Below are 13,361 nucleotides of genomic sequence, written 5' to 3' on the forward strand. Positions count from 1 at the left end.
CTGTAACAGTCTCCCGCCCTAGGCCTTGAGCTCAGGTATTACGACCGAAAGCAATGACTGTACTGAGGCGCTTCTATGAGCCTCCGCGTCTAGCGCGGAGCCGACCCAAGCGGCGCCCTTGCCCTCCTCGCGGTGGAAGTCCTCCAGCTCGCCAACCGGAAGAACGTGTAGCCGACGAACTGCCAACTCTCCGAGGAGTGCGCGAAAGTCCTTAGTCGCGACCCCAGCCGGAACCTGGTCGAGTCCACCGTTGTGAACTTTCTTCCAGAACGACGCTTCCTTGCCTCGCTCGATGTGGCGCATCGCGTTCAACCACGCCGCGTTGACGCTTTCGTCCCAAGTCGCTCCAAGCGCCGCAAGCGTCGCTTCGACCTTCGCCCGGTCATCGAGGAAGTCGAAGTCGGTGATCACGGATGCTGTTACGTTTAGGTCTCGCAGGACGTTCAGTAGCTTCGCAAAGCCGCCTGTGCCACTACTGGGGATGAACAAGGTGTTGTCAGCAACGTGCTGCTTGTCAAGCGAGGTCGCCAACTCATCGGCCGCCGCACCGTAGAACCTGCAGTCGCGGTCTCCTTCACACACCACGACCCGCTCGTGGAAGAGGCCTTGCAACACGTTGGAGTATCTCAGCGTGGGATCCGTCCAATATGCGTTAAGGTCCGTCGATTCCAGCTGGCGAGCCCGGGCGCCCTCCTCGGCGCGCGTGAGCCGGAGGATCTCGAGGCCCCCACCCTTCGAGCCGTTCAGCAGACCGATGAGAAAGTCCCGGTCGTGCGTGGCCACGACTACCTGCATCCCCCTGTCACGAGCCGATGCGGCGAGCCAGCGCCCAACTGCGCGAGCCTGAGCTGGATGCAAGAACGACTCAGGCTCGTCGAGTAGAAGCACTGAGGGCGATAAGGCCATAGTTACTAAGGCGAGCCCGGCGAAGCTCCGAAGGCCGTCTCCTTGATCGTCGAGAGGTGGGCATGAGTTTACAGCGTCCGCATACTCAGCCGTGAGTGCATTTACGGGCGGCGGGTCGACCAGCACGTGTCCCGCGCGGAGCCGTGGAGGGAACCCTACGCGGTCGACGAAGCAGGGAACCGCGAAGAGCCGCTCGACAGTCGCCGAGAATTCGGCTTCGAGCTCGCCGTTCTCGTGCAGACGGCGAATCAACCAGTTCCGGAGTGAGTCCGGGTTCTGGTCTGTGCGCAACTCACCGGCCGCGTAGGCCATCGCTCCGCCAGCCGGAATGCGTCTGACGAATGAATCCGTTAGATACTGCAATCCATTGCCTGCTGCGCTTGAGGTGACGCTCGACGCAATGCTCGACAAATGGGTCTGGTTCTGACTCGGAGGAAGGATGACGTTACCTGGCGCGTGCGAAGGACCCACCGCCAGAGTGTTCGCGGACGCCCACTCAATGATGTCCTGCTCGCTGTGCGCGTCGACGATGAAACTCGCTTCCCTCACGACTGAGCGGCTTGCGCCACGCTCGCCGGAATCGGGGCCGTAATACACACCCATCTGACCCCGGACTGTCTCGACCATGTCCTTCAGGAGTTGCGACTTGCCGGTGTTGTTTGCGCCCACCACACAAGTGACACCGGTGCCGAGAAGCTGCAACTCTTGTCCGGAGGTGAGGGTGATCGATGTAAATCTGTACGAGAGTCCCACGTCGGCAACCTAACGCATCGAGCTCTGGTTGCAGCCAATCTGGTTCTTGGCCGCTGATCGATGACCCTGCCAGGTGCGACGGGGTCGGCACGATCGGCGTAGATGAGCATGCCTGGCGTTACCCGGCTCGGCGAGAAGTAGGCCAACGTGATCATCGATCTCACCCCAGCCCGCTAAAAGACCAGCCCGGCACGTCTGCAAGACATGGATGAAAGCCGCTCCAAGGCCGTGTTAGAGCAGTGACTCACCGGAAGGCCGGAGGAGTGGGCTCGCAGATCGAGGTGGTCGCGATGGACGGGCTCCGGGTTCGCAGACGTCAAGACCCCGGCCTCCCAGGCGCTCCCTGACACTCCTGGTAATGGATCAGTTCCATGACGTCCGGCGCGCCGGCAACGAGCTCGATGTCTGCCGGCGCCGCATCCAGCAGGACGCCAGGGCGCACCGCGGAATGAAGGGTGATCCTGCCTTACACCCACAGACGTCCTGCACACCGGCTCCAGCCTGCTCGCCGACCGGCAGAAGCTCCGCCTGGACGCAGTATTCGCCGCTTACGAGCGCGTCGAGGTCGAAGCGACCCGGGCACCGTGATCGCCGCCATCACCAACGGCGTCCCTACCCCGCTACGTGTGATCCGCAAGCTCGGCCGCACCGTGAACAACGCGCCGCCGACATCCTCGCGTTGGATGCGGCCCGAACTAAACAGAAGTCTGCGTGCCTGCGGCCAAGTGCGGTCGGCTGTGTAACGCTACCAACGGACAACCGATCACGCGTAGCGCCGCACAGCTTCCCGGATGCCCTCCGCATGAACGTAGATCTCATCGAGATCGACAATCGGGTGGCGCGTTTCAGCCTTCTCTCCGTCGAGAAGACCGAGGTATTTCTGCTTGCCATTGAAGTGAAGGCGGGCGATCGGCTTGCGGTTGTTGTCGTCCAGCAGTACGGCAAAGTAGCTCTTCGCATCGCGCTGTGTCACTCGTTGCGGCTTGACCTCGCCACACGCAATCGCCTTAACGATCTGGTAGCCCTCTAGCTCCTCGAGCGTGGTCTCAATCTCGGTGTCTCGATCGAGATCCGCCTCGGCCACCTCCGCGCTTGACGGCGACGGAACGTCGGAAACCTGGCTACCTCCGCTTACCCCGAGTGCGGCCTTGAGCCTGTCATTCACACGCTCAGTGAGGAACTGCTGGGCAGCCTTGCCTACGAGGCCCGTGAACTGCTGGCGTACACGCTGAGTGAATGCTCCGTCGTAGACCCGAGAAGTGAAGAACTTAATCCACTCGTCGGTCGGCTCCCGAAACTGAGCAGCGATCTCCCGCTTCAGCGCACCGATGTACTTCAACTCTTCGGCTGCACTGATGATCGACTCGAGGTCGAAGCTCTCCTTGCTGAGCTTCTGGATCTCGGGGATCAACGTTTCATCGATATCTAGCAGGTCCAGAACCAGGAACGGCTTGGCATCCATCCGGTTCGGAGCATCGAGGTCAGTGTAGAAGTGCCACACAACGCCGTTCGTGAGAACCGCTATTCGTGCGTTCGTGACCGAGAAGTACCGGAACAGCTGCGACGCGTGCTCGATCTTCAAGGAGCCCATCGATGGTTTGCACTCGATGAGGATCTGTACCTCGCCATCTCGCATGATGGCGTAGTCGATCTTCTCGCCCTTCTTGGTTCCGACGTCTGCGGTGAATTCCGGTACCACCTCGAGCGGGTCAAACACGTCGTATCCAAGGATCGTCGAGATGAACGGCATCACAAAGGCGTTCTTCGTCGCCTCCTCCGTGCCGATTGCTGTGGCTTGGTTCCGAACCTTTACCGCGAGTGATTCGAGGCGCTCCGCGAACTCCATCAGCCGCTCCCATCTTCGTTGACTGAGTGACACCGACTCCCCCCTCAGAGAGCCTGATCTTGACCCTAGCGGAGGTGATCCGCCCCTAACCAACCCGGGTAGACGCCTCCGTGCCCTAATGGCCGGTGACGGGTGGGTAGTCTGTTCGCCAACTGACGACCCCGGGAGGTGTTGTGAAAGCGAGGTCTCAGCATCACTCGAGCGGGCCAATCGACGTCGTCGGCGCGGTCATCACGCGGGATGGCACTGTGCTAACCGCGCAACGTGGCCCTGGCAAGGCGCTAGAAGGAATGTGGGAGTTCCCTGGCGGCAAGGTCGAGGCCAATGAAACCCAGCGCTCGGCGCTGAAGCGCGAGATTCTCGAAGAGCTCGGCTGCGACATCACGATAGGCGATCACATAGTCACAACGACCCATCTCTACGAGTTCGGGACGGTTCGCCTTGCGACTTACTACGCGGTTCTCGAGAACGGTCTCCCGAGGAGGTCAGAGCACACCGCACTCCGCTGGGTGGAGATCAGTCGGCTTACGGAGCTCGTCTGGGCTCCGGCAGACCTTCCGGCTGTGAGCAAGGTGATTTCGCAGTCGCAATCGATGCGCTGACTACGCAGCGAACTGGTCGTACTTCTCTGCCAGTCGGTCGCGTGAAGGCCAGTCCGCCTTCTTTTGCGGAAGCGTCAGCGGCCGACCGTGCATGTCTTGCAGGCCGTGTCGGAGCATCGGCCCATCTATCTCCTCAAGCAACGCTCGATCGATGCGGACCTCGTACTGCGGCGTGATGCCGAGAAGATTCCGATCGTACGAAGCGTGGTGAATCTTGCATAGGGCGAGACCGTTCGTGACCTCCGCGACGCCGTGGCTGCTCGCGTCGGGAACGATGTGTGCTGCGTCGAGCAGTTCGGCATGTTTCAGCTCGCAGATCGCACAAGCTGTGGCGTACGCGCGCAGCACCCGTGCTCGGAACATGGGCTGGTGTAAGCGCGCCTTCACAAGACGCTGTGCGTACCGACGCTCCGTCTCGTTCAAGTGCATGGGGTCATCGAAGAATCTCAGTGACTCGTCGAGCGCCACATGAACCTCACGCCGAAGCGGATCATCGTGCACAATGTATGCGGGGTAGAAAGCAACGAAGAACCCGGCGCGCACGCCGAGGAAATAGACCAGCGGCTCTGCATTGTCGTACGCGTTGCGAAGCTTTCGATTGTCGCCGCCGTCGCGCGACTGATACGAGTAGCGCACAAGCCCCTCAGCGCTGATCCCGTCGGAGTACTCGGTCTTCTTTGAGCTCGTCATGATGGTCAGGGTCGAGTCGAAGTCGGCCGGATTGCGAATACCGCGGCCGGTATCAAGCAAGGGGATGCGCTCACCCTGGTACGAATAGCTGATGAGCTCAGCGCGGCTGAACTCGTACGCCCCGGCGGCGCGTCGATCGTCGAGCCAGCGGAATACATCTTCTCGAATTGCTTGCTGCTCAAGCGCGGGACGGGCCATGCGGCTCAATCTACCGACACCGCCGCCTCGTCCGAGCAACTCACTTCTGCGCGCACACTCTCCTGCTACGTTCTCCCCATGCCGTCCCCCGCAACGCTGCAAGCCCTCCGCGACTTCGCCGTCGAGCGCGAGTGGGATCAGTTCCACTCCCCTGAGAACCTCGCGAAGTCGATCTCGATCGAGGCGGCCGAGCTGCTCGAGCTGTTCCAGTGGGGGCAGACGCCCGACCAGACTCGGGTAGAAGAAGAGCTCGCCGACGTGCTCACCTACTGCTTCCAGATGGCGTCCCGGCTCGGTGTCGACATCGACGAGATCGTGATGAGCAAACTCGAGAAGACCCGCGCGAAGTATCCGGTCGAGCTGTCGAAGGGTCGCATCACCAAGTACACCGATCTGCAGCCATGACCGAGTTCAGCATCGAGCGGCTTCCTTTCGAACGTCAGCATGTCGATGCGTGGGGGCGCAGCGATTCGCAGCACACCGACTGGCCGGTCGTGTACGTGCTCGACAGCTCGGCCCGCAGCAAGAAGCTCTATGTCGGCGAGACGGTGAATGCGGCATCCCGCATGCGGCAGCACCTCGCCAGCTCGAAGAAGAACGAGGGGCTCGAGTCGATCCGCGTCGTCATCGGCGAGCGCTTCAACAAGTCCGTCTGCCTCGACCTCGAATCGCACCTGATCCGCTGGTTCCACGGCGACGGTCAGTACAGCATCCTGAACGGCAACGACGGCCTCAGCGACGCGCGCTACTACGATCGCGACATCTATCGCGAGTCGTTCCGCGACGTCTTCGAAGCGCTGCGCACCGAAGGGCTGTTCAGCCGCAGCATCCCTCAGATCGAGAACAGCGACCTCTTCAAACTCTCGCCGTTCAAGGCGCTCACCGACGATCAGGCCATCGCGATCGAAGACATCGTCGAGGGCCTGCTGGCCGATCTGCAGCATCCGGATGCCCGCTCGACCCTCGTCGTGCAGGGCGACCCCGGCACCGGCAAGACGATCATCGCGATCTTCCTGATGAAGCTGCTCGCCGACATCCGCGACCACCAGGATCACGACGACGTCGAGCCCGACTCGATGTTCGCGGAGTTCTTCACCGCCGAGAACCGCGAGCTGCTGCGCGATCTGAAGATGGCTCTCGTGATTCCGCAGCAGTCGCTGCGGCAGTCGGTGCGGCAGGTGTTCAAGAAGACGCCCAAGCTCGATCCGTCGATGGTGCTCACCCCGTTTCAGATCGGGGAGTCGGATGCCCTGTTCGATCTGATCCTGGTCGACGAGACGCACCGGCTGAATCAGCGCGCCAATCAGGCCTCTGGTGTGCAGAACAAGAAGTTCCGCGAGATCAACGAGAAGCTGTTCGGCTGGGACGATCCGTCGCGCACGCAGCTCGACTGGATCAGGGCCCGCAGCCGTCACCGGATGCTGCTCGTCGATGGCGCGCAGAGCGTTCGTCCGCATGACCTCGCGCCGGCGACGCTCGAGCGGGAGCTTCGGGATGCCAAGGACTCCCACCGCCACTTCCGGCTGACCACGCAGATGCGCGTGCGCGCCGGCGCGGACTACGTCGAGTACATCCGTGCGCTTCTGCGCGGCGAGCATCCGCAACGCCCGGATCTCGGCGATTATGACCTGCGCTTCTTCGACGACCTCGGTGAGATGCGACGCGCCATTCGCGCCCGCGATCGCGAGTTCGGGCTGTCTCGTCTCGTGGCCGGATACGCGTGGGATTGGGTGTCGCGTCGAGATCCGTCGGCGTTCGACATCGAGATCGACGGCGAGCGGATGCGCTGGAACAGCACTGACAAAGACTGGATCAACGCGCCCGGGTCGCTGGAGGAGGTCGGCTCGATCCACACGGTGCAGGGCTACGACCTGAACTACGCCGGGGTGATCATCGGGCCGGATCTGCGTGTTGGTCCGGACGGCTCGATCGTCGCCGATCGTGAGGCGTACCGCGATAAGAAGGGCAAGGAGAACACCGGACACCTGAAGGACGCCTTCGGCGATGATGATCTGCTCGTGTTCATCCGGAACATCTACGGGGTGCTGCTGACGCGAGGGATGCTCGGGACGTACGTGTACGTGTGTGACGAGGGGTTGAGGAAGCGGCTTCATCACTATCTGAGTTGAGCTGGCTACTCAGAGGCGCCGATCTCCCCCCACCCGGGCAAGACCTATGAGTTCACCTACGAGGGCGGACGCTGCGCATCGATAGCATCAGAGTGCCGCCGAGGGGGCGGCGCAGACTCACGGCGATCCCGTACAACCGCCTACACCAGAGGACATTCATGCGCAGCAACAGCAAGATCACTCTCGCCCTCGCGTCCGTCGCCATCGTGGCCACGACGCTGTTGGGGTGTAGCCCTGCGGCAACCACCGCCAACCCGCCAAAGGCCGAGAAGACCGTCGCGATTGATGCGCCGGGAGAGGCGGCGGCCAAGGACACCTTTGAGAACCAGACTCTGACTACGGCCGAGGCGATCATCAAGATTACCGACGTGAAGACGATACCGGTCGGAGCGGTCGGGAACGAGTACGGAGAGAAGCCGGTGATCGCCTTCTGGTACGACACCACGAACGTCGCCGGAGAGTCGGTCGACCCTCTCGTCTGGATCAGCTATTTCCGCGCGTTTCAGGACAACGATCCGAATGCAGAGAACGAACTCCAGCCCGGCATGCTGCCGGATGAACGATTCGGCGAGTCACAGATGGAGAAGATCAAGAGAGGCGGCACGGTCGCGAACGCCATCTCTTATGAGCTTGACGACACCACCACACCGGTAAAGCTCGTCGCTGGCGGCATGTTCGGAGATTCAGAAATCGGCTCGATGACGTTCGAGTTGAAGTAAGCACGTCCAGCGATAAGACACCGAATATGCGAAAGGCACTCCCTTGAACTCCACCATCACGAAGAAGATTGGTGCGACTATCGCACTTCTGACCCTCGTGGGCATCGGCATTGTTGGGTGCTCGGCGTCAGATGCACCCGACTCGTCGAAGAGCAGCGACAAATCTGCCCAGACTGAGAAGACAGGCAGCGAACCAGCCGAGGAGACCCCGGATCCCGTAAGCCTGGTTGGCGAATGGAAACAGACCAACTCCGACGATCCCGAGCGCTGGCAGAGGGCCACTGTCACGGCTGACACCATCGAGGTCTTCTGGGTTGCCGACAGTGGTGACACCCAAGCCCTCTACTGGGCGGGTTCCATCGAGGTGCCCGCCGAGGGCGACTCGTTCACGTTCGACTCGGTCAACGACACCGCCAAGACGGAGAACGCGATTCTCGCATCCGGCGATGAAACGAAGACGTTCACCTACGACAATGGCGAGCTCAGTTACGACGTGACCGTGCAGGGCGTGACGAAGACAGTCCGCCTGGGCATGGAGTAATACGCGTAACAGCCCGCAGAAGCCCTCACCGCATTAAGAGCGAGTGGGGGCTTCTGCATCGGTGGAGATCACCAATTTGGCCGTGCGGCTCGGTCAGGAGAGGTTCTCATCAGCAACCGGGCCACGGCCCCCACCCCCGCACCCACCAGCGCCACCCCCACCGGCAGCACCTCCACCTCCAGCGCCATCGGGAAGATCTGCACCGCGACCTCGGCCATCTCGCGCAGGTCGACGTCGAGCACCCGCATCCCGAGCGCAGAGCTGATGGCCGTGAACACCGCGGGCAGCATCCAGAGCGCGAACAGGCCCGCCGCCCACACGACCAGCCGCGAGAGCGGACGCACCCCGCACCAGATCAGCGCGGCCGCTACGATCACGGCGGGCACCCAGCGCAGCACCATGCCCACCTCGGGCGGGTAGCCGTAGATCGGGTCGAACGACGCGATCGTGTAGCCGAGCCAGTTGCGCGCCGGCACGGCCGACAGCGCCACGGCGAGCGCGGGCAACGGCACCGACGGGCGCGATGCCATCCAGCATCCGAGCTGCGCCAGCAGCATCCCGACCAGCACGCCGCCGAGCATCCCCCCGAAATAGAGCATCTCGCGCGACCCGGCCGAGCCGTCGGCGATGCCGAGCCCACCCGCCAGCACGGCGAAGCTCTGCACCGTCGCGATGACGTGCACGAGCAGCACGCCGAGCGCCGCCGGCCAGGCGCGCGCCCGCAGCATTCGCACGACGAACCCCGCGACCACCCCGCCGAGCAGCAGCATGACGAAGATGCTCAGCGCGTAGTACTGGCTCAGCGGCAGCAGCGAGAACGGCATGCCATCAGGCATCGTCTGCTCGTGCCACAGGTTCTGCAGCGGCAGCCGGCCGCCGCCCACCCACGACGGGAAGAGCATGACGGCGGATGCCGCGATGCCGACGATCAGAGAAACCCAGGCGGGCCGCGGCGCGGCAAAAGAATCGACAGCGGTGTCGCGATGCATGAGGGCAGTCAACCAGGCGAGATCTACGCGTGTCGACACGCGCTCGGAAACGCCGGCGTCGAGCATCCGGCATCCCACGCCAGCCCAAGAAGAACCCGCGGCTCAGCGATAGAGCTGCCGCGCCACGTAGTCCTTCTTCTTCTTGCCTCCCACCACGATCTCGTCGGGCAGGAAGGCCTCTCCGTTCGCTCCGGCTTTGAGCGCATCACGGCGCTTCGCCTCGTCGCTCAACGCGGCGTCGGCCGCGAACGCGTCGAACGCCGCCTTGCGCGTGCTGCTCGAGGTGGTCGCATCGGCGAGCGCCGCCGCATCCCAGCCGAACGTGTTCGTGAGCAGGTCTTTGTTGGCCTGAGCGCTCAGCCAGGTGACATCGCCCTTGTACGCGGCCGCCTCGAACGTGATCATCTGAGCGAACGTCGGCGCCCGCGACGTGAGCGTCGTGAACTGGGCGGCGTGCTGCGTCTCGTGGCGCAGGGTGAGCACTCCCGCGCCGCGCACGAAGTCCTCGGCATCGGCGAGAGGAACGCCGTTCGCCACCGCGTCGACGATCATCTTCTGCAGGGCCGAGAGGTTGACGTAGATGTTCTTCGGGTCGTCGGTCCACGCACCGAACTCGACGCCCGCGAAAGCCTTGCCGTTCGGGTGCGTCGCGAGGTCGCGCAGGGTCACGCCACGCAGCGCGATCCCGGCCTTCAGCGCGTCGTCTCGGAGGGTCTTCAGCAGCAGCGTCTTCGACGAGCGGATCGACGTGCCCGATCCGCGAGTCTTGAAGTCGGCCAGCATCAGCGGCACACCCAGCGCGGAGGTCGTGGCGCCCAGCCGGTCGGGTGAGACCGACGAGGCATCATCGGCGAAGGCGAGTTCGCGCGCGAAGCCGCTCGGCCCCGGCATGACGTCGGTGCCGCCCGAGCCGTCGGATGCCGCATCGGCCGTGCCTGTCTCGGCCGAGGGGTCGGCCGACGCCCCGCTACCGGCGGCGGACGGCGAGCCGCCCACGCCGGATGCGACGCCACCCGAGCCGCCGCGCGTCGTCACTCCGCGCTCGTCCATGTCGCGGCCGTGGTTGATGCGGGCGCCGTCACCCGAGATGCCCGCGTCGCGGCCCTTGGCGGCCTCACCCGACTTGATCGCCGTGAACATGTTCGCGGCGGCCTTGCCCATCTCGGTCGCCTGGGTGGTCGCGGCCTGGAAGTTCGCGCTCGCGATGCGCCCCGCCTCGGTGGCGGCGTTGAGGGTGCCGGCGGAGGCATCCTTCGCGACGTCCTGCGTGCCGGCCAGGCCGGCCATGTCGCGGAACATGCTTCCGTTCGCGAGTGCGCTCAGCGCCGCCGACAGCCCGGCGGGTTCGGGCAGCACGGTCGGTGCCGAGATGCCCAACACCGGGGCACTCAGCTGCCCGGGCTTCAGGTCATCCGTCGTTCCGCGCGACCCGGTCGCGACCGGAGAGATCTCGGGCGGCTGCAGCGGGATCGGCGAGTCCTGCCAGTTCCAGAACCGGGTGATGTCGAGCTTCTCGGCCGCGTTCGAGCGCCCGAGCACAGCCTCGGCGAAGACGCCGGCCGTGGGGATGGGCACGAGCCGGGTCGACTGGGTGCCGAAGTCGATCCCGCGGTCGCGCAGCAGATCGCGCCACGTCGCATACTGGGCGAGCCCGCTGGCGTCGCCGTCTTCGGCGGGCGCGCGCAGCACCAGATAGTTGCCCGACACGGCGATCGGATTCGGCTCGACCTGATCGGCGAGCGGCTTGCCCAGCCACGACACATCGGCGAGCAGCAGAGCGAGGGATGCCGCATCCAGACGCCCCAGAACGACGCGGGTGTAATGGCTGCGGTTCGCCTGCAGGTGCGCGAGCAGCTCGGCACGGCGCCCCACGGCATCCCCCCGCAGGAAGCAGACCTTCTGCATCGCGCTCGTCGCCAGCACCGCGATCGGCACGACGGCGAGCGACTGCTGCCCCTCGGATTCGTACCGGATGACCATCGACCCCTCGCCCGCGGCGGCCGAGTCGCGGGCCACGTGGATCGCGTCGATGCCGCGCGCGGCGACACCCTGCGGAAAGTCGACCTGCCCCGTGCCCGCCGCCACGATGAACGTGCTCGCCTCGGCGGCGACCCCCGGCTGGTCGAGTCGCACCCGATCGACGACGACATCGTCGAACGCGATTGAGGTGATGCTCGCGTCACCGGGGATGACCACGGCGATCGGCCCGGGGCGCACGACCGTGAACCGGGTCACCACCCGCGTCGGCTGCCGCGGGTCACCCACCGGCGGCACGTCGGGCGGATCGTCGGGAAGGGGTGCGTCGTCACCCACCCGCCGCATCGCCATCCGCGCCGTCGCGGCGGTCGCCGCCGGCGCCACCGCCAGGTCGGCGACCGTGATCGGCCTCGGCACCCGCACGGCGCTGTGCACCTCGATGCGCCCGCGGTCGTCGATCAGCAGATCCGCCGCGCGCGGCGTGAGCGCGCCGGCGAGCAGTTCGCCGCGGAACCGCGCGACGAGATCGGCACCGGATGCCGTGCTGAAGTCCAGCAGCTCGAACGGCAGGAACAGCGCCCGGTCGAACCGGTTCAGCTGCACCGTGACACGGTAGATCTGCACGACCTCGTAGTACTGCACGGCGAGCGCATGCATGTGGTTGTAGTTCGCGACAATCCGGGTGCTGACCTGCTCGTGCTCGGACTGCGAGACCTCTCGCACGGCTGTCGCCCGGCGGTTGCGCACCGAGGTCGCGAACTGCTCGGTGCGGTCGTTCACCCGCTGATTCATCTCGGCGAGCACCGAACGCGATCCCACCGACCACGATGCGCTCGTCGCCTCGGACTGCGTCTCGGCCGACTGGCTCGTGTACGAGCCGCCACCGCCGAAGCCGAGCGCGCCGCCGATCGAGCCGGCCACCCCCGCGATTCCTCCGCCGACGCTGGCCGCGAAGCCCTTCGACTTGCTCGACGACTTCGACCATCCGGTGGCGATCGATCCGCCCTCCTGCATCTCGTCGGCCACCGCGTTCTGCACTTCGCTGATCGCGCGCACGTGGTTCGTCGCGTTCGTGAGGCGCTCGCCCTCGTCGACCGACTCGCTCGCCGTCGTCGTGGTCTTGCGGGTCCAGTCGATGACCGCGAGCCGGGTGGCCTCACCGGGTGCGAGCGCGAGCGAGTGCACCATGTGCCCGAGCGTGAGCCCCTGCGCGAACCACGACTGCGCGTACGTGGCGATCGCCCCGATCGCCGGCGCCCCGAACGCGAGCCCGGCTCCGGCCAGTTTCGCGAGCGAGAGCGGCGCGGACAGGGGCTGCTGAGCCTGGGAGGCATCCGTTCCGAGCATGAAGAGCGTGTCGTAGTAGACGCGCTCAGTCGGGTACTCGCCGAACGCGGGGCGCAGCTCGTCGGCAGCGCGCTCTTCGGTGTCGCCGAGATCGGTGCCGAGGGCCACGCCGACCATCTCGTGCGCGACGCGGCGCGGCGGCCACAGCGCGAGTTCGCGGATGGTGCTCACCGACAGGGCCGCGGTGATGGCCGACGCGACGGCCTGCGACACACCATGAAGCCGCCCGAGGGGCAGGCCCGGCACATCCTCGGGCGGCACGCCCGCGCCCGACGTGCCGAGGATGTCCTGCGGCACCAGCTGCACGTCGGAGTCGGCCGCGGCGAGCGCGGCCGACGCGCGGGCGAACACCGACGACGTGCCGAGGTCGAAGATCGATCCGATCGTGAGGGAGGCGAGGGCGGATGCTGCCGCCGCGCTCACGCCGATCAGCTCGGTGACCGGCTGCTCGAGCAGCTCGCGAAGGCTGAGTTCGCGGCTCGACTCGCGGACGAGGTCTGCGAAACGAACGGGCATGGCTGTCTCCGATCCGCGTCCCGCGGGGCGCACGCTGACGATCGAGATGGTGTGCGGAGCACTCCTCACACCGCCGGATGCTACTCCGGCGCGCGGCGCCGCGACAGGCCACCTTCGAACGGCGGCCGCCGGCACGGCATCCGCCGCG

10 protein-coding genes and 1 pseudogene are annotated in these 13,361 nt (G+C 65.1%); 6 read left to right on the forward strand and 5 right to left on the reverse strand.

All coding sequences use genetic code 11. The features are described 5' to 3' along the window. Positions 1 to 18 precede the first annotated feature (18 nt). Positions 19 to 1,659 (reverse strand): ATP-dependent nuclease, encoded by a 1,641-nt coding sequence (locus ACWIDW_RS12480; protein ID WP_454125641.1) that lies wholly within the window; start codon positions 1,657 to 1,659, stop codon positions 19 to 21. A 41-nt stretch (positions 1,660 to 1,700) separates the two neighbouring features. On the opposite strand from ACWIDW_RS12480, the pseudogene ACWIDW_RS12485 reads away from it, so the two are divergent. Continuing rightward, positions 1,701 to 2,338, forward strand: a pseudogene (locus ACWIDW_RS12485) (ISL3 family transposase); the annotation flags it as partial. An 84-nt stretch (positions 2,339 to 2,422) separates the two neighbouring features. Here ACWIDW_RS12485 and ACWIDW_RS12490 read toward each other — a convergent pair. After that, a complete protein-coding gene (locus ACWIDW_RS12490) occupies positions 2,423 to 3,505 on the reverse strand; it encodes a type I restriction endonuclease (protein ID WP_454125642.1) in 1,083 nt (360 codons plus the stop codon). Between the two features lie 173 nt (positions 3,506 to 3,678). Here ACWIDW_RS12490 and ACWIDW_RS12495 point away from each other — a divergent pair, with 173 nt between their 5' ends. Continuing rightward, positions 3,679 to 4,107, forward strand: a complete 429-nt coding sequence (locus ACWIDW_RS12495; RefSeq protein WP_454125643.1) for a (deoxy)nucleoside triphosphate pyrophosphohydrolase — start codon at positions 3,679 to 3,681, stop codon at positions 4,105 to 4,107. Here the strand turns inward: ACWIDW_RS12495 and ACWIDW_RS12500 are convergent, their stop codons facing one another. Further along, entirely contained in the window at positions 4,108 to 4,995 is an 888-nt protein-coding gene (locus ACWIDW_RS12500; RefSeq protein WP_454125644.1) for an HNH endonuclease, read from the reverse strand. 78 nt (positions 4,996 to 5,073) lie between these two features. On the opposite strand from ACWIDW_RS12500, the gene ACWIDW_RS12505 reads away from it, so the two are divergent. From ACWIDW_RS12505 to ACWIDW_RS12520, 4 genes are all read left to right on the forward strand, one after another. Continuing rightward, positions 5,074 to 5,400, forward strand: a complete 327-nt coding sequence (locus tag ACWIDW_RS12505; protein WP_454125645.1) for a nucleotide pyrophosphohydrolase — start codon at positions 5,074 to 5,076, stop codon at positions 5,398 to 5,400. Further along, positions 5,397 to 7,124 (forward strand): DNA/RNA helicase domain-containing protein, encoded by a 1,728-nt coding sequence (locus tag ACWIDW_RS12510; protein WP_454125646.1) that lies wholly within the window; start codon positions 5,397 to 5,399, stop codon positions 7,122 to 7,124. Before ACWIDW_RS12505 ends, ACWIDW_RS12510 begins: the two co-directional genes overlap by 4 nt. Positions 7,125 to 7,282: 158 nt before the next feature. Further along, positions 7,283 to 7,843: a DUF5067 domain-containing protein gene (locus ACWIDW_RS12515; RefSeq protein WP_454125647.1), complete on the forward strand. Its 561-nt coding sequence runs from the start codon at positions 7,283 to 7,285 to the stop codon at positions 7,841 to 7,843. A gap of 43 nt (positions 7,844 to 7,886) precedes the next feature. Further along, entirely contained in the window at positions 7,887 to 8,384 is a 498-nt protein-coding gene (locus tag ACWIDW_RS12520; RefSeq protein WP_454125648.1) for a hypothetical protein, read from the forward strand. Between the two features lie 68 nt (positions 8,385 to 8,452). Here the strand turns inward: ACWIDW_RS12520 and ACWIDW_RS12525 are convergent, their stop codons facing one another. Both ACWIDW_RS12525 and ACWIDW_RS12530 read right to left on the reverse strand, forming a co-directional pair. Next, positions 8,453 to 9,373, reverse strand: coding sequence for a hypothetical protein (locus ACWIDW_RS12525; RefSeq protein ID WP_454125649.1), 921 nt, complete (start codon positions 9,371 to 9,373; stop codon positions 8,453 to 8,455). A 102-nt stretch (positions 9,374 to 9,475) separates the two neighbouring features. Next, positions 9,476 to 13,213, reverse strand: a complete 3,738-nt coding sequence (locus tag ACWIDW_RS12530) for a hypothetical protein (protein WP_454125650.1) — start codon at positions 13,211 to 13,213, stop codon at positions 9,476 to 9,478. Between the last annotated feature and the right edge of the window lie 148 nt (positions 13,214 to 13,361).

It is taken from the genome of Microbacterium sp. NPDC055312, from assembly GCF_053645675.1.

Coding starts and splice junctions, on each gene's coding strand:
- ACWIDW_RS12490 (WP_454125642.1), bottom strand. CDS start 3,505: ATGGAGTTCGCGGAGCGCCTCGAATCACTCGCGGTAAAGGTTCGGAAC.
- ACWIDW_RS12500 (WP_454125644.1), bottom strand. CDS start 4,995: ATGGCCCGTCCCGCGCTTGAGCAGCAAGCAATTCGAGAAGATGTATTC.
- ACWIDW_RS12505 (WP_454125645.1), top strand. CDS start 5,074: ATGCCGTCCCCCGCAACGCTGCAAGCCCTCCGCGACTTCGCCGTCGAG.
- ACWIDW_RS12510 (WP_454125646.1), top strand. CDS start 5,397: ATGACCGAGTTCAGCATCGAGCGGCTTCCTTTCGAACGTCAGCATGTC.
- ACWIDW_RS12515 (WP_454125647.1), top strand. CDS start 7,283: ATGCGCAGCAACAGCAAGATCACTCTCGCCCTCGCGTCCGTCGCCATC.
- ACWIDW_RS12525 (WP_454125649.1), bottom strand. CDS start 9,373: ATGCATCGCGACACCGCTGTCGATTCTTTTGCCGCGCCGCGGCCCGCC.
- ACWIDW_RS12530 (WP_454125650.1), bottom strand. CDS start 13,213: ATGCCCGTTCGTTTCGCAGACCTCGTCCGCGAGTCGAGCCGCGAACTC.